Source organism: Winogradskyella sp. (assembly GCF_028282165.1).
GTDB lineage: Bacteria > Bacteroidota > Bacteroidia > Flavobacteriales > Flavobacteriaceae > Winogradskyella.
This window is the reverse complement of record NZ_JANQIM010000005.1, coordinates 42,985-63,736: the sequence shown is the minus strand read 5'-3', so window position 1 is coordinate 63,736 and position 20,752 is coordinate 42,985. Positions and strand designations below refer to the sequence as shown.

The 20,752-nt window shown below is 34.4% G+C and carries 21 protein-coding genes; 18 read left to right on the top strand and 3 right to left on the bottom strand.

The genetic code is table 11. The annotated features are described in order from the left end of the window. The first annotated feature begins 86 nt into the window (after positions 1 to 86). From Q0972_RS02180 to Q0972_RS02105, 16 genes are all read left to right on the top strand, one after another. Positions 87 to 557 (top strand): hypothetical protein, encoded by a 471-nt coding sequence (locus tag Q0972_RS02180; RefSeq protein ID WP_299362024.1) that lies wholly within the window; start codon positions 87 to 89, stop codon positions 555 to 557. A gap of 167 nt (positions 558 to 724) precedes the next feature. After that, the gene (gene gcvT, locus Q0972_RS02175) at positions 725 to 1,807 is read left to right on the top strand and encodes a glycine cleavage system aminomethyltransferase GcvT (RefSeq protein ID WP_299362021.1); all 1,083 of its coding nucleotides are present in this window, start codon (positions 725 to 727) and stop codon (positions 1,805 to 1,807) included. Positions 1,808 to 1,834: 27 nt separating this feature from the next. Next, positions 1,835 to 2,665 (top strand): sugar nucleotide-binding protein, encoded by an 831-nt coding sequence (locus Q0972_RS02170; RefSeq protein ID WP_299362018.1) that lies wholly within the window; start codon positions 1,835 to 1,837, stop codon positions 2,663 to 2,665. 144 nt (positions 2,666 to 2,809) lie between these two features. Continuing rightward, on the top strand, positions 2,810 to 3,097 hold the full coding sequence (locus Q0972_RS02165) for a 4a-hydroxytetrahydrobiopterin dehydratase (RefSeq protein WP_299362015.1): 288 nt from the start codon (positions 2,810 to 2,812) through the stop codon (positions 3,095 to 3,097). A 150-nt stretch (positions 3,098 to 3,247) separates the two neighbouring features. Beyond that, on the top strand, positions 3,248 to 3,994 hold the full coding sequence (locus tag Q0972_RS02160; protein ID WP_299362012.1) for a YebC/PmpR family DNA-binding transcriptional regulator: 747 nt from the start codon (positions 3,248 to 3,250) through the stop codon (positions 3,992 to 3,994). Between the two features lie 298 nt (positions 3,995 to 4,292). Then, positions 4,293 to 4,790 carry a hypothetical protein gene (locus Q0972_RS02155; protein ID WP_299362010.1) on the top strand — a complete coding sequence of 166 codons (498 nt, stop codon included), beginning with the start codon at positions 4,293 to 4,295 and terminating at the stop codon, positions 4,788 to 4,790. Then, positions 4,790 to 5,419: a hypothetical protein gene (locus Q0972_RS02150; protein ID WP_299362008.1), complete on the top strand. Its 630-nt coding sequence runs from the start codon at positions 4,790 to 4,792 to the stop codon at positions 5,417 to 5,419. Before Q0972_RS02155 ends, Q0972_RS02150 begins: the two co-directional genes overlap by 1 nt. Positions 5,420 to 5,506: 87 nt before the next feature. Further along, on the top strand, positions 5,507 to 6,550 hold the full coding sequence (locus Q0972_RS02145; protein ID WP_299362006.1) for a hypothetical protein: 1,044 nt from the start codon (positions 5,507 to 5,509) through the stop codon (positions 6,548 to 6,550). Between the two features lie 122 nt (positions 6,551 to 6,672). After that, positions 6,673 to 7,215, top strand: coding sequence for a hypothetical protein (locus Q0972_RS02140; RefSeq protein ID WP_299362003.1), 543 nt, complete (start codon positions 6,673 to 6,675; stop codon positions 7,213 to 7,215). Positions 7,216 to 7,416: 201 nt separating this feature from the next. Beyond that, complete coding sequence (locus Q0972_RS02135; RefSeq protein ID WP_299362001.1) at positions 7,417 to 7,998, top strand: hypothetical protein; 582 nt, start codon at positions 7,417 to 7,419, stop codon at positions 7,996 to 7,998. An 81-nt stretch (positions 7,999 to 8,079) separates the two neighbouring features. Beyond that, a complete protein-coding gene (locus tag Q0972_RS02130; RefSeq protein ID WP_299361998.1) occupies positions 8,080 to 9,165 on the top strand; it encodes a hypothetical protein in 1,086 nt (361 codons plus the stop codon). Positions 9,166 to 9,375: 210 nt separating this feature from the next. After that, complete coding sequence (locus Q0972_RS02125; RefSeq protein ID WP_299361996.1) at positions 9,376 to 10,341, top strand: hypothetical protein; 966 nt, start codon at positions 9,376 to 9,378, stop codon at positions 10,339 to 10,341. A gap of 441 nt (positions 10,342 to 10,782) precedes the next feature. Beyond that, positions 10,783 to 11,319, top strand: coding sequence for a nuclear transport factor 2 family protein (locus tag Q0972_RS02120; protein ID WP_299361994.1), 537 nt, complete (start codon positions 10,783 to 10,785; stop codon positions 11,317 to 11,319). 92 nt (positions 11,320 to 11,411) lie between these two features. Beyond that, positions 11,412 to 12,707 carry an alpha/beta fold hydrolase gene (locus tag Q0972_RS02115; protein WP_299361991.1) on the top strand — a complete coding sequence of 432 codons (1,296 nt, stop codon included), beginning with the start codon at positions 11,412 to 11,414 and terminating at the stop codon, positions 12,705 to 12,707. A gap of 230 nt (positions 12,708 to 12,937) precedes the next feature. Further along, positions 12,938 to 13,378 (top strand): GNAT family N-acetyltransferase, encoded by a 441-nt coding sequence (locus tag Q0972_RS02110; RefSeq protein ID WP_299361989.1) that lies wholly within the window; start codon positions 12,938 to 12,940, stop codon positions 13,376 to 13,378. A gap of 49 nt (positions 13,379 to 13,427) precedes the next feature. Then, complete coding sequence (locus tag Q0972_RS02105; protein ID WP_299361986.1) at positions 13,428 to 14,432, top strand: TlpA disulfide reductase family protein; 1,005 nt, start codon at positions 13,428 to 13,430, stop codon at positions 14,430 to 14,432. 172 nt (positions 14,433 to 14,604) lie between these two features. Here the strand turns inward: Q0972_RS02105 and Q0972_RS02100 are convergent, their stop codons facing one another. From Q0972_RS02100 to Q0972_RS02090, 3 genes are all read right to left on the bottom strand, one after another. Further along, positions 14,605 to 15,270: a hypothetical protein gene (locus Q0972_RS02100; RefSeq protein ID WP_299361983.1), complete on the bottom strand. Its 666-nt coding sequence runs from the start codon at positions 15,268 to 15,270 to the stop codon at positions 14,605 to 14,607. A 114-nt stretch (positions 15,271 to 15,384) separates the two neighbouring features. Beyond that, positions 15,385 to 16,863: a serine hydrolase domain-containing protein gene (locus Q0972_RS02095; RefSeq protein WP_299361980.1), complete on the bottom strand. Its 1,479-nt coding sequence runs from the start codon at positions 16,861 to 16,863 to the stop codon at positions 15,385 to 15,387. Positions 16,864 to 16,875: 12 nt separating this feature from the next. Next, complete coding sequence (locus Q0972_RS02090; protein WP_299361978.1) at positions 16,876 to 17,358, bottom strand: TlpA disulfide reductase family protein; 483 nt, start codon at positions 17,356 to 17,358, stop codon at positions 16,876 to 16,878. A 212-nt stretch (positions 17,359 to 17,570) separates the two neighbouring features. Here Q0972_RS02090 and Q0972_RS02085 point away from each other — a divergent pair, with 212 nt between their 5' ends. After that, the gene (locus Q0972_RS02085; RefSeq protein WP_299361975.1) at positions 17,571 to 18,176 is read left to right on the top strand and encodes a DUF1643 domain-containing protein; all 606 of its coding nucleotides are present in this window, start codon (positions 17,571 to 17,573) and stop codon (positions 18,174 to 18,176) included. Between the two features lie 331 nt (positions 18,177 to 18,507). Next, positions 18,508 to 20,667, top strand: coding sequence for a M3 family metallopeptidase (locus tag Q0972_RS02080; protein WP_299361973.1), 2,160 nt, complete (start codon positions 18,508 to 18,510; stop codon positions 20,665 to 20,667). Positions 20,668 to 20,752 lie beyond the last annotated feature (85 nt).

Here is a 20,752-nt window from a genome sequence, read left to right as displayed (position 1 = left end):
ATAAATCTATAAAGAAATCTAATATAAACTTGGTTTTGGCGTTATTTTTGTAAAGTTTATCGAAATCAATAAAAAAACGTAATACAATGAGAAAATTAATTTTAACAACAGTTGCAATATTTACAGGCTTACTATTTGTAAGCGCACAAGAAATAGCGGATAATGCCATAGGTTTACGTATTGGAGATGATGACGGTTTTGGTACTGAAATTTCTTATCAACGTGCACTTGGTGATAATAATCGACTTGAAGCCAATTTAGGATGGCGAAGTGGTGATGGATTTGACGGTTTTAAGTTAACAGGCCTTTACCAATGGGTTTGGGCACTCGATGGCAATTTTAACTGGTATGCTGGTGCTGGTGGAGGTCTTGGTTCATTTGATGTCGAAAATGGCGATGACGACACCTTCATATTTGTAGCTGGTGATATAGGCATAGAATATAATTTTGATATTCCACTTTTGTTGTCCTTGGATTTTAGACCAGAATTAGGCTTCGGAGATTTTAGGGACGACCTTGGTTTTGACATTGCCTTAGGTGTAAGGTACCAATTCTAAAGTAAAAAATAATAAGTGATCAACCACCTTAGTTAAGGTGGTTTTTTATTACAGTTCATAATGGGCATACAGTACAATTAAAAATATAATTCTCTTATGCAAAGTGGTTGAATTATGCCACAAAATTTATTTAATTTTGCACATCTAAAATTAGAACGCACTACATAATGAAAAACACAGCCCTAACGGAAACACATATTGCATTAGGTGCCAAAATGGTCCCTTTTGCCGGTTATAACATGCCAGTACAATACGAAGGTGTAAATATAGAACACGAAACGGTTAGGAAAGCCGTCGGTGTTTTTGATGTGTCCCATATGGGCGAATTTTTAATTGAAGGTCCACATGCCCTAGAGTTAATTCAGAAGGTATCGAGTAATGATGCCGTTAAATTAGATATAGGCAAAGCGCAGTACAGTTGTTTGCCAAACGATAATGGTGGCATTGTTGATGATCTTATTATTTACAAGGTAAAAGACGAAACCTATTTACTAGTTGTTAATGCCAGTAATATTGAAAAAGACTGGAACTGGATATCTTCAAAAAACGATGTCGGTGCCGAAATGCGCAACTTAAGCGATGATTATTCGTTATTAGCCATACAAGGACCAAAAGCTGTAGAAGCTATGCAATCCCTGTCTAGTTATGATTTATCTGAGATTAAGTTCTACAATTTTGTTGTTGGAGATTTTGCAGGCATAGAACATGTTATTATTTCCGCAACTGGTTATACTGGTAGTGGCGGATTTGAAATCTACTGTAAAAATTCCGAAGTGAAACAAATTTGGGATAAAGTGTTAGAAGCTGGTGCTGATTTTGGAATTAAGCCTATTGGTTTAGCTGCAAGGGATACACTTCGTTTAGAAATGGGGTATTGTTTATATGGCAATGATATCGACGACACCACCTCTCCTATCGAAGCCGGATTGGGTTGGATCTGTAAATTTAATAAATCCTTTACCAATAGTAAAGCTCTACAAGCTGAAAAGGAACGTACTCCAGAACGTAAACTAGTGGCTTTCAAATTAGATGAAAGAGGTATTCCACGTCATGGCTATGATATTGTGGACCATAGTGGAAAAATAATAGGTAATGTCACTTCTGGGACAATGAGTCCAAGTTTAGGAATTGGTATTGGCTTAGGTTATGTCCCGAAGGTATTTTCTAAAGTAGATAGTAAAATCAATATCCAAGTAAGAAAAAAGGCCATACCTGCAACCGTTATAAAATTACCATTTTACAAAGGCTAGCAATTGCTTTAGAATGTTGATGGATCAATGAAGAAGAATTTAAGCAAACACAGAATACTTATCCTTGGCGCAAGCGGGTATATTGGCAATGCCATATATAAAGAAGTAGGCCCCTATTTTAAAACCTTTGGCACATATAGAATACCTAAGATAGAATTTGCGAACAACAAACAGTTCTTTCAATACAATGTTGAGGAAGACGACGTTTACGAAATTCTTGAAGCGACAAGACCATCCATTATCATTTCGGCACTACGTGGCGATTTCCATGCACAGACCATCGCACATCAGCATATTGCAGAATATGCTCAAGATTTTGGGAGTAAAATCATCTTTTTATCTTCTGCCAATGCCTTTGATGCTTACAGTAAATATCCAAGTTACGAATTAGACAAGACCTTAAGTCATAGCATTTATGGTCATTTTAAGATTAAAATCGAAAATATGCTATTGCGATTACCAAAGACTCAAGTTGCGGTATTGCGATTGCCCATGGTGTTTGGTACTAATTGCCCCAGGATTCAGGAAATGAAGCAATTGATAGCAGAAGATGCATCAGTAGAAATCTTTCCTAATTTAATAATGAATGTTACGCTCGACAAGAAGGTAACCCAGCAAATTCACTACATTATAAACAGGAACAAGCATGGTATTTTTCATTTGGGTAGTACCGATTTAGTGCACCACGATGAATTTGTAAAGCATATCCTAAATATCATTACCACCAAAAAAGTGTTACTAAAACACGTATACACAACTAATGAAGACCGTTATTTAGCTGTCTTGCCTAAATTTAATAAGCTACCAAAGCATCTTCAAATTACCAGCGATAAGGTTTTGGAAGAACTTCAGAAATAGTTGGTAATATCTATTTTTCTGTTTACAAAATTTCTTTTGCAGTCCATTAATATTTTGTAATTTTCAGTAACAAAATTAATCGTCATTTCGTGTTTTGTAGTTGGCAAAAAAGACTCGAAATGACTTATCTTTACTTAATTTAATATGAAATTAGACAGCGCTACCATTGAAAAGAAGCTTTTACACTTTCCAGAATGGGACTATTACGATAATGCCATTCACGTAGAATTAGAGTTCGAAAATTTTAAGGATTGCTTTAGTGCCATGAGCCGCATTGCTTTTGAGTGCGAAGCACAAAACCATCACCCAGATTGGAGCAATGTTTATAATGTTTTAAGAATATCACTTTCTACACATGATGCCGGCGGCGTTACCCAAAAAGACTTTGATTTGGCCGAGGCTATAGAAGCTATAGTTGAAGCCGAGGAATAGATTACCTAATATTCCGTTTATAACGGCCTTAAATCAATTTGTGAAATTTTATAAAAGAATTATATTTGAAATCTTCTGTGAAAATCAGGTATAATTATAGATGATTAGTTGAATATAATCCCATTTTTATGGGAACAAAAATAAATTTTGATGGGAAGAGCTTTTGAATTTAGAAAAGCAAGGAAAATGAAACGTTGGTCTGCTATGAGCAAGGCCTTTACACGCATTGGTAAAGATATTGTTATAGCGGTAAAGGAAGGTGGTCCCGATCCCGATAGTAACTCGCGCTTACGGGCCGTTATACAGAACGCCAAGTCTGTTAACATGCCCAAGGATAATATAGAACGTGCCATTAAACGCGCCAGTGATAAAAGCCAAGGCGATTACAAGGAAGTACTTTTTGAAGGTTACGCCCAGCATGGTATTGCTGTACTTATAGAAACCGCAACAGACAATAATACGCGCACCGTTGCCAATGTACGTAGCTATTTTAATAAATGCGATGGTAGTTTAGGCACCCAAGGCTCTGTGGTCTTTATGTTTGACCATACCTGTAACTTTAAGATTAAAGGTGAAGGCTTGGATTTGGAAGAACTGGAGTTAGAGCTTATTGATTATGGCGTTGAAGAAATTTTTGAAGACACTGACGAAGATGCAGATGGCAATGAACAAACCAGCGTAATGATCTATGCACCATTTGAAAGTTTTGGTAACATTCAATCCTATTTAGAAGAAAACACTATTGAGATCATCTCTTCTGGTTTTGAACGTATTCCTCAGGTGACCAAAACATTAACGCCAGAGCAAATGGAAGATGTCGAGAAATTGCTCGAAAAGTTAGAGGAAGATGATGATGTACAGAATGTCTACCACACTATGGAAGAAGCTACGGAATAAGGTTTACGATATCACCAGTTAGTTATAGAGGGCTTCTGCCCTCTTTTTTATTTGTAGAAAACTAAGTTTTTGTCATCTGAAAATTGAGACACATTATAGAATATTTTAACCCTATAATTAATAACAGAGATCTAATTTCAACTAAAAACATTCCTAATTATGCCTATATATTCCCATTTTTTCCCAAGCTATTGTTTACGTCTTTGATAATATTAGTTTTACTAACAGTTAGTAAGCGACAGTAATTTAAAGAATACAATCAAATAAGAATGACAGAACATGGAAAATCTAAAAAAGATTGGAAATGAAAAAAGCAGTGATATATGCAATAATAACTTTCATTGTGATTCTACTTATTTGGTTTATTGCGAAACTTATAACCAAGAAAGTTGACAAGGATACTAATAATTTTCATGAACCATTCAGAAAACAAAACATTGAGCTGTTTTTAGGGAATATTGACTTCTCTAATGGCAGTTACGCGATTTATGTTAGACATAAAGAACTAGGAGAATTTGCTGTAACCAATGAAGAAGGTTTAAAAGCAAATAGGCATTTATTGAAAGTTAAATTAAGTTGGGCAAACTATTTGCCTTATAAAGGAGATAGAGGTTTTGGAGTAATGCTATTTAAGGATAATAAATTGGTCAAAAAGAAAACAGGAGGAGTGTTCAATATATTTGAAATAGGTACTTTAAAAAACTATGCTATAGGTGTTAAAAATAAAAGCTTTATGGTATTAAGCAGAACATACAGAAAAAATGGGATTTTCTTAAGAAAAGAAAAACAGTTTTGATGCTCTATGAACCAAGTTTTGTTCCCGATAATAGAGAATTTAGTTTTGAGATTCATTTTCCAAGCATCGCTCTCCCTGTTACAAGAAAAATAGATAGCACATGGAACTCAGAAAAAATAGCCACAGTAGATGGCTTTGAGTATGATACATCGTGGGTAACAGAAGCTGAATCCGCTTTTAATAAAAAATGGACTGATAAGATAGAACACTGCATTCGCCAAAAAGCTAAAACCATAACAGATTTTGAAGTTTCCGTGTTATATAATCTTTTAGCAGATGCATATGTCTTCGATGCAAAAAAACAATGGTGCACTGGATTAGTAAATTCTGATAATGAAGTCTTATTTATTAAGGATTTTATGTATTACAAATTTTACGCATACATAATGACAAACAAGGATAATGCTGAAAAGTTACTCGCATTAGACTATTCAAACTGTATAAGTGAAGAAGAAAGGAGAAGACCCCAAATTATTACCAAAATGAAAGAACTGGTAAAGCAAAGTACGAAGCCAAATCTAAATGTGGACAAAGGAGAAGTTGGCCTTCTTGATTATAGAGATGAAATAATTAAACATAAAATTTATCAACAAGAATACTCTATACGATGGCTGGAAACTGATAATTAGCCAGTAGAGATCACTCAAATAAGTAATTTAACTGTAGCTTTCAGACACTACTACTCATCCCAAAGACGGCTATAATTAGAGAAAAGTATGAAAAATGATTTTTGGATCGAAGACATAAGCCCAAAACAAGTATTTGAAGAATTTATATTAACAGAAAATTCTGAAGCTAGCTTTTGGGATATTTTTACAAGTTATGAACCTGATTATGAGCATTCAAAAGCTGAACTTGCAGATTTGAGTGAAGAATGGTTACAAAAACAGGAAAGAATAGTCAATGAAATTATTCAAAATCACTTTATTCATATCCAACTTAATGAAAAAGAAATAGGATTACTTATCGATGCAATAGAAGAGTATTTATTACCAGAAGAAGACCAGTATACTGAAGACCTAAATTCACAATACAAAAAAATTGCCAAGAGCATCGCCCTAGATAATATCTACCCTTTGAAGCTAAAGCAAAGTACCGTAGATAACCTTATAGATAAACTTGAAGATAAGCTAGAGAGCCTAAACGAATCCTATATTGTTGAAAGTGAAAAAGAGGAAATGAGACAATCTATTTGGCTAAAGGGAGTTAATGGAGAATACCCTAAAGAAAAGGTCATTGAAATACTTCAAGGTCTTGAAATGATGTGGTCAACCCAAACAGAAATTGATGAATCTGACTATGAAGAAATAGAAGAAGAAACTGAAATTGAAGTGGATGATTTTATTTACCCAATATTTCCGCTAGCTTTTTCTACCTTCTTTTACGGTTTTAATGGAGATGGAGGCAACTTGTCTTGTGAAGAACAGGAAGAAATCGTAAATGAAAAATTTGAGCATTATAAAGATGAAATTTCAGCTTTATTAAAACAAAAACCTGACGACATACTACAACCCGAAAAACTAGATTATGGAAAAATAAATACTAATGAAGAATTAATGGATATATTTTTGGAATCACTAAAAATGAACCCATTTATGCACGAATTTGGAGGAAACTTTGCAGCTTGGAAAGATAGAGAAAAGGTTTTGTTTCTGTCCGTTAGTAAAGAAGACAAGGAACTTCCCTATGAAATAAACATTGGAGGCTTGACCTTAAAAAAGTATTCTGAAATATTAAATAAGTATAACAATATAACATAGGTTTAAATCAATAAGTAAAAATCCCTGCCTAGCGCAGACAGTCACTACTACTCAAATACGAGATCGTTAAGCACAATGCGTAAGCTATTTTATAAGAAAAAAACTATACTTTTAAAAAAAGCATGAATTATATAAAACTTATGTTACTTGTTAGTATTGGGCTAACACTATGTTGTTGCAACAACGACGACGATAACAATTCTCAAAACCCCATAGACCAACTGCCACCGGCCACCCAAACTGGAGAGCAAACCTTTGGCTGCCTCTTGGATGATAAGCCTTTTTTACCTAGTGGAGTAGTTAATCCCACTCAATGTAATTATCAACTTGTAAACGGAGAGTATTATTTTTTTGTTACTGGAAGAATGGAACAAGATGTGTCTTTTGAATTATTTTCTATTTCTATATCAACCAATACATTGCAAATTGAAGAAGGTGAGACCTATCAATTGCTTGCTGAAGCAGATGGAAATGCCACAGGGATTTATGGATATAATGGAGACCTGTTTTTTACCAATACACTTCAGACAGGTCAAATGACCATTACTAAACTTGACCCAACAAACCAAATTGTTTCTGGTACTTTCTTTTTTGATGTTATAGACCAAAACGGAGAATTAAGACAAATACGTGATGGGCGTTTTGATATGCAATACACACAATAACATGCCCTTAAAAAAGGGTGTCTAAAAACAAGAACCGCCTTGCTGCAACAAGACGGCTCTAAAAATTAAAGTTTAACCTTTTCAATTACAAATTTATGAAATCACAATCCATCATTTTTTATAGAATATGCAACCTTACCTATAGAATCGCAATAAATTAAAAGCTAGTTTTACAAAAATGAAAACCTAAATCCTTATGCCATGAAAAAAACACCCAACTTGTCATTCCGAGCCTGTCGAGGAATCTCATTGCTACTATTAAGCTTTTTAGTGTTCACTGCCACGAGCTGCAACAACGACGACGATAACAATTCTCAAAACCCCATAGACCAACTGCCACCGGCCACCCAAACTGGAGAGCAAACCTTTGGCTGCCTTATTAATGGCGAACCATTTGTACCACCAAGCTTTGGTAATAACGCACCAAGTGCATTTTATCAATTTGTGGATGGTGCTTATACTTTCAATATTAGTGGTAGTAAAGGAGGTGGACCATCATTACAATCAATTTCAATTGGAGGTATCGATGTCTCTGCGTTACAAGAAATAACCTATACTCTATTTGAAGAAGACAGTAATAATCATTATGGTAGATACAATATTGGTGGTGGCATTACTTTTAGTGGTACATCTACAACAGAAAACCCCGGCACATTAACCATAACCAACTTCGACCCAGACAATTTTATCATATCGGGCACTTTTGAGTTTACCGTTTTGGATAACGACGGTAACGAAATCAATATTACCAATGGTCGCTTTGATATGAACTACACCAACTAACTTAAAACCAATTGGTTTTATAATTATGATTACAATATTAATGTTAATCTAAACTTTGATTTTATTCCTGTAACAAGTGCTTTGGATGTTGGCAGTGGCAATACAAACCTAGATGACACGGATTACTTTAGACAATATACATCTGCTGATCCACCAACAGGAGATAGAGCGATTCCTTTTGTTAATTTTACCACGTCCTCTAACCAAAACAACAATTTAAATGCTGAGCATATTTCGTTCAACAGAAGAAATGGTGATTGGTTGGCAGAGGAACTAGATGCAGATGCAGATATTGACCTATTTAATTGTACACCTTTTTGTGTAGGTACAGAAATCATTGGCGAGGACATTTTGTGTACAACAGGTGTATATTCCGTTACAGATTTAGCTACTACAGTAAATTGGACGGTCATAGACCCTGATAATTTAGTATCGTTTACTACAAATGGTAATGAGATAATATTAAATCAGTTAAATCCTGATAATTTTGGTATTGTTACCATCAACGTAATTTACGGAAATCAGCGATGTGGCTTTGCTACAGTTACAAAGGACATTGAAGTTGGTATTTTGCCCCATCATATAAGTAATGCCGCGCTCATAGGAGAAACCTCTGTTTGTGACGGGCAATTCTATACTTATAGCATTAGCGGATTTAATCATTCTTGTGTAACCTCTGTTAATTGGACGGTTTCACCGAATTTAAACATTGTTTCCCACACAGCAACAAGTATAACAGTTACTAGCAACCCATTCAACGACCAATATGCCGGTTTGATTACTGCCAACCTACCAAACAGTAGTTTTACAATTGACAAAGGGGTTTGGGTAGGTGTTCCAAGCAATGATGGACTTGTAATTCAAAAAATAGGAGTTTATGATTTATATGCAGGCAGATGGTCCAAGTTAAGGGCGGTTTACAGTCCGCTAATTCACGAAGCCAACGGACCTCTTAACGTGACTTTTGAATGGCAAATTCCCAACAGTTATGTGAGAAACTACACAGATACCGCCTATAAAGATGTTAGACCCTACAACCCAGGACAAATAAATATTGGAGTTAGAGCAGTCTGCCCTTGTGGTGATGGAGAATGGAGATATCGATTATTCGATGTTGGTGGAACAAGTAATACCATTACCGAATTAATTACAGTAGATAGACAATAACTAAAAGCTCTTTACCTAACATAACGTATAACCAATTGTGGGCAAAGGCTAATACAAAGAACAGTTCTTATTTGTAATGTTATTGCAATAAACCATACACAATACCATTGGTAACAAGCAAGAAAATTCATTCTCGATTTTAAAAATATAAATCTTAACTTTAACCAAACCATTTACAAACGCTTTAGATACAAGTATAAAATCAAATAAATGAAATTCAAAATCGTATTTTTTACACTAGCAATAATAAGCTTTACAAATTACAGTTTTTCTCAAATCAGAATTGGTGATTTTAATTTTGATAAGTATAAGCATAAGAAGCTCAATAAAAAAACTCTAAATCGTTTTACAGCAAAAAATACAAAATTTGTTTTGCCTAAACTTTATTCAAAATCAACCTTTGAAGACATTTTAAATGAAGTTTGGGATGTTACATCTTTTGAATTAATGATGGAAGATGAATTTAACGAGTCGGAAGTAAAAGTGGATGATGCTTTGGCTCAATTTATGAATGTTGGCATTACCAGAACAAAATCTAGTGGAATGTCTGTGGACTATGGGTTTCACATTTTAGATTTTCATGTTGTAGATAAAATAAAGAAAAAGCCTAAAGAAGGCCAACTAAAATGGCATTCTTCAAAAATAGGAACTATATATTTTACCCCAGATATCAGTTTAAGACAGCAAGCTGGTGCCTATTCTGAAAATTTAAAAGGTGACTTACTAAACTTTCGGTTAGGTTATTTTAAAAATTTCTTACAGTTTACTAATAATTCCATTAAAAATAATATCTCAATTGACCTTTATGAAGATTATGTAAAGCCAGAACTAAAAAATCTTAAAAGTAACAAGATCTACATAGACAAAACCTTTATTTATGGATATAACGCTTGGAAAATAAAAGAGAAGGAAGCACCAGAAATAGAAGATCTAATGAAAGATTTTTCATTTGACTACAAAATTGTTGAATATGAGGATATAGAAAAAATGATTTTAGACAATCAAAATACTGATTTTTATTACCTTATGTATAATCAAATTAATTCCAACAAAGTAATTACTGTCATCAATGGTAATACTGGTGATATAATTTACCAGCAGCACACATTAATGTCATATAACCTTAAATCTAAAGACTTTAAGGAGTTAAACAAAAAAATAAAAAAAATAAAATAAGGAAACTTTGTCTAACATTGGCTAACCACAATTTGCTGTAGTCTTGTTCCCCACGCTTGTGTAAGTTTGGTGTGTGCTTACTAAATTAGTAATGTATCAATGGAATAGGTTTAAGCCGACAATACCTGAATTTTGATTTTAAAAAAATCCGTTATTAATCATACACTAGACCATTGACTTTTTTTGACGAGCACTGAAAAATAATTGATAATAATTTTCAGCACATACTTGATTCTGGAATTGTAGAAATGGAATGCATACAGAATCTAAAACGATAAAAATGTCGTACTTTATAATTTCGGAACTTCTATAAGTTATAAAATTCTATTTTTATATATACTAAGTAGTAAAACAACTCCAAAAGAAATATAAAACCTACGGTAAAGACTATGAGTAATAATGACTTTAATTTTGGCCAACTAGCGTTTTAAACAATTGAATATGAAACTAATTTCACCACAATTCATAGTCGCTGTATTGGCGGTATTTATGTTAAATAATTCTAATAGTCAAACAAGCCGAGGTGCAAAAATTGAAACAGGAAAGACATGGTCTGGAATTGCTGGAGATCCAGATTTTTCATTATCGGACAGGTTAGCCATAAAAGATGTTATGAATGCATATGCATTTTATTGGGACAGCGGTGATTTAGAGAATTTTCTTGGGTTATTCACCAAAGAGAGACTTAAGACTATTAATAAGGAAAAAGTTCAGAAAAAACTTGATTATTTCAAATCAAATAAATTACAGCGAAGACACTTAATGGCAAATACTCATTTTTTAGAACAAAATAGTAACACCGCGTATATTAAACAGTATGCCTTACTTGCAAGTACCATAAATAAAAAGGAATTCAGCCCTGTTACAACCGTAGTTTACGACGTCTGGTTGGTAAAATTGGATGGTATTTGGAAAATATCCAAGTACAACATCAATTTGGATGGAGAAATTGACATAAAGCCTAATGCAAAAGAATAAAAGCGGTTTGTAACAATATGTATCTCCTCTCCTATTCGCTATCTTAGCACTATTCGCAACGAGGCCATACATTATTACCTTATAAACAATGTATGAAGACTATTAGTAAATTTTGCATAGTTTTTTTGATCATTACGAGTTGCATTTTTCAAAATAAAACTGATGGACTAGAAGGTAGATACGAGGGCATTTTTAAGCACAAGAACTTTGAAACCGACCTTGGTTTCGAAGTCATGAAAGACAGTTTGGGATATAACGTTTTCTTTACCAGCTTAAGACAAAATGCATTCAGAATTCCTTGCCGACAGGTAAACTTTAGTAATGACACTTTGCTATTCAAACTTCAAAGTGACTTCCATACCTATAGTTTTTCAAATAGCATTGATAGGCACTACAGCACATTACAAGGTATGCTTACTATAGAATCAAAAGAGTATCCTTACACTCTTAAAAAAGTGAATAAAAAGGACGAGCCAACAACAGAAGAAGTACAATTTCAATCAAATGGAAATACCTTGGCAGGCGCCATCTGGAAATCGACAATATCAAATAATCTAGGCTTGTTTATGGTAACTTCTTCTGGTACCAATGATAGAAATAGTTCAAATGCAGAAGCTTTGTATTTTTCCAAGAGGGGATTTACGGTATTTCATTTTGATAAAAGAGGTACAGGGAAATCCACAGGCTCATTAGAAGGCATAACCATTGATGATTTAGCCGACGATGACATCAACGCTATTCGTTACTTTTCAAAAAAAGCTGGGTTACCCTTATCTATGATAACCATTATGGGCAGTAGTCAGGGTGGCGCAAAAGTACCATTAATTTGTAATGAACTACCCGAACTTCAATCTGGTATTTCCATCTCTACTCCTGGTTGCAGTTTATTGGAAAGTGACCTAAATTTTATGATGAACAGGTTAAAGAACGAAATCAATAAAGATGAGTTTCTGATCGCTGAAAATGTGCAAAGGGCTGTTTTTAGATATTTATCTGGAGAATTGACCAAAACTCAGCTAGAAAATATACTCAATAAGCACAAGAGTAAACAGTTTTACCAATATTTATGGATTCCCGAACTCAATGATGAGATATACCAAGAGTTAAGCTACACGCCTATACCGTATTTTGAAAAATTAAAGTGCCCCATACTTATCATACAGGGATTAAAGGATATAGTAATACCAGAAGACAGTCACATAAACATAGAAAACGCATTGATAAAAGCAGGTAATACAAACTATGCGATTGTAACGCTTCAAAATGCAAACCATTCAATGACAAAAACCGAAGGTACTGATTTTCCCTATTGGTCGATACTACATCCAGAGTACTTAATATCAATTGAGGATTGGATTAAAACTGTTTCTAATAAGATGCACAAGTAATGACGATTTAAGTACTTAAATAAGACCAGGTTTTGTAAATTTAGCAATAGCAACAAAACAAAAAATTTGTATTACAAAACCCACTACTTTTCATATACCCAACCGTTACTTGCAAGCGCTGAGCGAATCCATGAACTTTGATTTAGAAAATAAACTTAATCAATATGTTTGGCTTCTAAAATTCACCATTTTCGTGGGTAAATAACCAAATCAAAAAGGCACAATTGCATATGAAAACTATTAGTCTAAGAAAGGCGACCATAAAAGACAAAGCATTAGTCGTAGATTTTGATTATAACCTTAATAAGGTTGAGCATACCGAACTAAAGAGAGCGGAAAAGATAGCAAAAGCAATATTGGACGAGGAATGTTTTATCATCTTAGTAAATGATATAGCTGTTGGCTTTATTATATTTGATTATCGTTTCTTTGACCTAGGCTGGATAGAACTCATTATTGTAGAGGAAAAATATAGAGGAAAAGGAATAGGCGGACAAGCAATTAACCTTATATGCAAACAAAGTAAGACGAATAAGGTATTTACTTCAACTAATAGCTCAAATATTCAAATGCAGAAAGCATTAACTAAAGTCGGCTTTTCTTTTGCAGGCAAACTAATTGGGTTAGACGAAGGAGATCCTGAGTTATTCTATTTTAAAATACAACAATAGGAAAACGAAACACTAAATACTAGCATATAACAAACAAAAAGGAGTACCAATGAGAAAAATAAGCTGCGTATTATTGATTTTACTTTTTATATCGTGTAATGACAAAACCGAGAATGAGTTTTCCTTAGCTGGAAAAACGAATAACTTTGAAAATGGGACAATGATTTATTTAGACAACGCCGACAGTCAAAATGTTGACCTTATTGATTCAACTAGTGTTGAGAACAATTCCTTTGTTTTTAATACAAAACTATCAAACTCACCATTGCATGTAGTAATAAGAACAAATGATGATTCTCACTACCGTTTTTTATGGTTAGAAAACAACCCTATGACTTTTGATGCTTCACAAAATGATTTTGAAAATGCAATCGTTACAGGTTCAAAAGAAGAACTTTTAGCTCAACCATTACGCAAAGAACTTGAAACCCTATCCGAAGAAGATCAGAGAAAGAAAGAAATAGAATTCATAAAGAAGAATCCCAATAGTATCGTAAGTGTAGAAACACTTTCAGTGTACTCAACAACCTATGGAAAAGAAAAAACAAAAGTACTTTTTAATGTATTATCGGAAGAAAACAAGTCATCGAAATACGGCAAAATGATAGCAGACTACATTCAAATGCATTATGAGCCAAAAATTGGTGAGCAGTTTGCAGATTTTGAAATGATTGACCACAATGGCATCCCTAAAAAGTTGTCCGATTTAAAGGGCAAAACCATTTTTCTAGATTTTTGGGCTTCTTGGTGTGCACCATGTAGAAAAGAGAATCCAAACCTTGTAAAAACCTACAAAAAGTTTAAACCAAAAGGGTTAGAAATATTTGCAGTGTCGTTGGACGAAAACAAGGAAAAGTGGCTCAACGCCATTGAAAAAGACAAGCTTAATTGGTTTCACGTTAACGATCTAAAAGGGCAAGGGAACAAGGCTACAATGATTTATGGTGTCGAAGGCATTCCAGATAGCTTTTTAATTGACCACAATGGAATTATCATTGCGAGAGATTTAAGAGGTAAGGAATTGGACAAAAAGTTAGAAGAACTACTAAATTAATGCCAGTTGCTAACGATGACATGGTCTGTTGCTGCTAATCTCAATAACTATTGATATTAATCCAAGTGTTTTACAAAGGTTAGCTGTCTTTTATTATTACTATACATGAAAAAGCGATAAAATTGCTTATTGTTCAACAAAACTCATTTAAGTTGATAACACTATAGGTTATTTAATAATCCCTTCTTATATCAAAAGCTCTTCCCAACAATGCTTGTTTTCTAGCCTTACTAATTTGTTCTTTAGAAAGATAATTAGCTTTTGTGGGATCCCTTAATGATTCATCTGTACCTTTTGGTGGTTTTTCTTGCATTAAGTTTAGGCCATCCGCCTTTACATGGTTTAAGCCTAAAGCATGCCCAAGCTCGTGTGCTAAAATTTGAGGGTGTCTTCCTATATCAGAGTGTACAGGAAACATTATAACGCATAGCTCTCTGAGATAAACACCTCCAGATGGGCCAAGAGATTTGATTAAAAAAACATTCCAACCCGTTTCTAGTTTATTTTCAAGTGGAATCGAATTGACAAGCAATTTGCGGCCATATGTCAAATCTTTTGGTTTTCTCAAAAAATTGGCTAATTTATCCTCATTGCCAATAATGCTGGGCACAATAGATTCAATTTTCCATGTAATACCTGCTTGTTTCCATACCTTATTAACCCCAACCAGTAGTTCTTTTACTTCAGAATTCGAAATATTTGCATCAATCCCTGAATGATTAGAGTTAATGATATGCACTCTCAATGGAAGCTCCATCATGGGTCGGTACAATGAAGTACACTCCAACATAGTGAGTAGGCCTATGAGATTCAGGTAAAGATAAAAATGAGTTTTCATAGATTTCTTAAATCTTGTATGTCCAAATCGTTGTTCTTGTCAATGTCTAATAGGATTCCATTATTTGAGGCAATTGATTAATGCATTTGTACGTATAGATAATCCTTGAATATTCTAGTTTTTTAATTGCTTTAATCTTCCTAAGGCATTAGATTGTTTAGGGTCTATTTCCAATACTTTTTTATACAAGCTTACGGCCTCTTCTCGTTTTCCTTCTTCTTCTTTTCCGAATCCTTTAAAAAGATACGGATAGGTCCATTCTGGAGAAGTGTGAATTAAATAGTCCATCACTTTGTAGGCCTTTTGATAGTCATTAGATTCAAGATAACCTCTTCCTATTAAAAAGATATCGGACGAACTAGGAACGTAGTAATCTGGTTTTGAAGACTTCCATTCGATTTCAGTGGAAACCAATGCCTCAATTCCTTGTTCAAATAGTATATCAAAAAACGCTTTGTTATGATTCTCTTTTGCATTGCCCTCATATTCAAACCCTAAAACAGTATTAGTCACTTTATTTGCGATTGTGCTTATGTGAGCAGGAACCTTGTTACTTAACACTATGATAACAAGATTGTGTTTTGATAGTATAGAAAGTTTAGAGGAAAAGCCAGGGCAACCACCGTCATGATGTATGTTTATGGCTTGTGTTTTTTCATTTACAGGAGACCAAACATAATTAGCTACATACCATCCGTAACTATATCCTCTTCCTCCTTGTTTTGAGAATAACTTTTTTCTACTTTTTTCGTTAATCACTTTACCTCCATTCATTAACTCTCTTGCCCATGTAAACATATCTTCAGTTGTAGAATAAATGGATCCTGCTCCAATGACATAGGATTTGTCTTCGTACATAGCGTCAATAATCTCTTCGGGCATATCAACATATCCTTTGGCCATATGATCTATACTGATTTTGCTACTTTCGTGTCCCGTATTGTACATTCCCAAAGGCTGAAATATGAGTTCTTTCATGGCATCGCCATAGTCCATTCCAGAAACTTCTTCGATTATTTTGGCCGCTACTGCATATCCAAGATTGGAATACGACCATTTTTTTCCAGGCTCATAATATAAATCTGAGGTATTGATGAGTTTAATGATTTCATCCAACGTAATATAGGATTGTCCCAATGGCTTGTTTGATAGTGTTTCAATGTCTCTTCCCAAACCGCTAGAATGAGAAAGGATCTGATGGATGGTAATTTTATCTGCGATTTCTGGTTTTAATTCCTTAATATATGTGGATAATGGCTCGTTAAAATCTACCTTTCTTTGTTGTTCAAGAACTAGTAGTGCTGCTGCCGTAAATTGTTTTGATAACGATGCCAACCGAAATTTTGTTTTTGATGCGTTTCTTTTTTTCTCTCCATAATCTGAAAAGCCATTCTCGCTATGATAGATAATACTATCGCCTTGCCCTATGAGTATATTACCACTAAACCCCAAGTTTTTATCATAAGAATTAATGATCTCTCTAACTTTGTCGATATTTTTAGCCTTAAAGTCTTCGGGATTAGACGAGCTCTCGCATGCTAAAATTGTAAATACTATTAGCAGCATAAAAAAGCATATGTAATTGTTTTTCATTTTCACGATTGTTTAGTTATTTGTGTATTCTTGGATTTTTTTTCTAATCTCATCCTTACTAGTATGCTTTCTTACAGATTCAAAAAGGATAATTTTTTCATTATTGTCTACCAAATACACCATAGGGTATTCGGAAATCTTCATTTTTTTTGATAGAGAATCCCCATTCAGCAAAAATTTGTAGGTAAAATTTTTATTCTTAACATAAGCTTGTGGCTTGCCATTAACGTCTTTTACTGAAATTCCTACCACCTCTAACCCGAGCCCCTTATATCGCTGATGTAAATCTTGAAGCCAAGGCATGGTTTTTACACATGTATTGCACCAAGTCCCCCAAAATTCTATTAAAGTAATTTTGTTGGCTTTAAATATTTGAGAAGAGGTAATTGTTTTTCCCTCAAAATTTTTAAGAGCAAACTCCGGAAACTCTGCTCCTATTTCATCAGACTTATTTTTATGACTCGTACAACTGAATTGAACACCCAGTATAATCATTAGGACAAAAAGTTTGCTAAATATCATTTAGAAAAAATGCTTTATAATCTCATTGAAGACAACAAAATTTAAGAATGGTTACATTGAAAGCATATTTGGAATAATGATAAAACCATACAAGATCTAGAATATCTTGCTCTGGCTCAAAATAAGGTTAAAAGTGAAAAATCAATTACGTAAGATTATATTTGCTACTATGCACTGAATATTTTATGCGAGAAAAATTTGAAATAACAGGATGTTTCTATCAAATTGGGGATTTGAATTGCAGGAAGTACCTAAACATCAAAAGAAAAAAGACTCGCATTTCACAACCGCAATTAATGGTCGTAATGATGAACCCAGGAACGTCCCAACCAACAGTTGGCGATAATAACCAGCAAAAAGAAGTACCTGCCATTCCAGATACAACCCAAGACCAAATTATGCGCGTTATGGAAAATTGTAGAATTGAATATTCGAGAATTCTTAATCTTTCGGACCTACGAATTACACCAAGTAAAGCTTTCTATAAGCTGCTAAGTGAAATAAGACCCAAACAAATTCCACATTCGATTTTTGATAGTAGACGCGAAGATGAATTCAAGACCCTATTCGTAACTAATATACCTACTATATTTGCCTGGGGAGTCGCTAAGGAACTGACTGAATTAGCTAAAAGTGCCATTGGCAAAATAGGAATTAACAATCCTATTGGTATCAAAAAGAACAATGAAAATTATGCTTTTTATCATCCCCTTCCCCATAACCATAAAGCCCAAATAAAATGGGTAAGTGAAATAACTAAACAATTAAAAAATTCGCTGAACAGCGACTAAAGTTCATTGCAGCATAAATAAAATCATTTAAGTTTTCTGTATCCTGTAAGTGACGTCATTAAAATAGATTAGATACATTCATTTTACTTTTCAAATGTTGCTTTTATAGAAAAAGGTTAAAAGCAATATTTGAACAATCGAATGGCCTAGATTTCCTTTTCTTTTAATCTTATTTGAAATTATGGGTATTATAGAAAACAAAATCTACGCTAATGGATATCTTCAAACCATAAGATATTCTAATTAAAGATGTATTCAATTCAGCATTTAATATTTCTTGGTTTCTAATACCTAAAAGATTATATTCACAACGCCATAAATAAAATTAAGAATGAAAAAACTCCTTTTTTTTGCTGCCATTGTACTCTTAAGTGCTTGTCAAAATCAAACAGAAAAAACAGAAATGCCAGTATCAGACAACCCATTTTTTGAGGAATGGGATACACCTTTTGAGGTGCCCCCGTTTAATGAAATTAAGAATGAACATTACATGCCCGCATTTAAAAAAGGTATGGAAGAAAACCTTGCCGAGATTGATGCCATTGCAAATAACGCTGAAGCACCTACGTTTGCCAATACCATTGAAGAAATGGAAAGATCTGGAAAGTTACTTACTAAAGTACAAGGTGTTTTTTACAACTTAGCGGGTTCTAATACCAACCCCAAATTGCAAGAACTACAACGTGAGTTGAGTCCACTATTATCTGCTCACAGAGATAAAATAATTTTGAATGAAGCGCTTTTTAATCGTGTTGAAACCATTTGGCAAGCTCGGGAAAACCTCGATCTCACCAATGAACAACGTAAACTTTTAGAAGATAGACGTAAATCATTTGTTCGCAGTGGCGCACTGTTAAATAAAGAACAAAAAGCTCAAATCACTGAAATCAATTCAAAGATTTCTGAGCTAACGACCGCCTTTGGTCAAAATTTATTAGCCGAAACCAATGGCTTTGAAATTATTTTAGACAAAGCAGACTTAGACGGTCTATCTGACGGAACTATTGCTGCGGCAGCTGAAACAGCAGCACAAAAAATGGAAAAGGCCGAAACTGAAGACGAAAAAACAAAATATCAAGATAAATACGTGTTTACACCACATCGCAGCAGTATGTACCCGTTCCTAACAGAATCTAACCGACGCGACTTACGCGAAAAACTATACAAAGCTTACGTACAGCGTGGAGACAATGATAACAAAACAGACAATAAAAAGATTGCAGCAAAAATAGCGAAACTACGTGCAGAGCGCGCTCAAATAATGGGCTACGAAACCTATGCGCACTTTGTTCTAGAAGAGCGTATGCTAAAAACCCCTACTGAGGTTTATAATCTATTGATGCAATTATGGAGACCTGCCTTAGAAAGAGCTAAGGTAGAAGTTACCGATATGCAAGCCATTGTAGATGCAGAAGGACACGATTTCGAAATAGCCGCATGGGATTGGTGGCAATACTCAGAGAAAGTACGTAAGGCTAAATATGATTTAGATGAAGCCGCATTAAAGCCATACTTATCATTAGATAATGTACTTAACGGTGTGTTTGAAACTACCAATAAACTATGGGGCTTAACCTTTACTGAGTTATTTGATATTAATACCTACCATCCTGATGCTCGTGTTTGGGAAGTAAAAGACAAGGATGGCAGCCACCTTGGGATTTTCATTGGCGATTATTTTACGCGTTCAAACAAGCGTGGTGGTGCATGGATGAGCAGCTTTAAAGGGCAATCCAATCTCGATGGCAAAGAGCGCCCTGTTGTGGTTAATGTATGTAATTTTCCAGCACCTGTTGGCGATGATCCATCATTACTGAGTTTTGAAAATGTTACTACCCTATTTCATGAATTTGGACATGCCATGCATGGTATTTTAACCAACGTTACCTATAGCAGTATGGCTGGTACATCTGGTCCTCGCGATTTTACCGAGTTCCCAGCACAAATTCTAGAACACTGGGCTAGTGAACCTGAAATTCTTAAATCATTTGCTACTCACTATAAAACTGGGGAGGTGATTCCGGATGCGTTAATTGACAAATTATTGAAGGCCTCCAAGTTTAATCAAGGTTTTGCAAATACAGAATATCTGGCGGCTTCTTTGTTGGATATGGATTGGCACACCATTAAGGCTGAAGAAGAGCTTAAAGATACTGATGCTTTTGAAGAGGCGTCACTCTCTAAGATCGGCTTAATAGACGAAATAGCACCACGTTATCGCAGTACCTACTTTGCGCATATCTTTGCTGGTGGTTATGCTGCTGGCTACTACAGTTATGTTCACTCGGCTGTATTGGATTCAGATGGTTTTGAAGCTTTTAAAGAAGCGGGAGATGTGTTTAATCCAGAACTTGCTGCAAAGTTAAGAACACATGTTTATGAAAAAGGTTCTACCGAAGAAGCAATGGAACTTTATAAACAATTCCGTGGACGTGAACCAAAAATAGATGCACTATTAAAAGTGAGAGGACTAGACGGTTCAACTGACTAACACAAATAAAATGATTTGAAAAACGGCCCGGACATCCGAGCCGTTTTTGTTTGAAATATTCCTGTTACCTGATGAGACTTTTTAA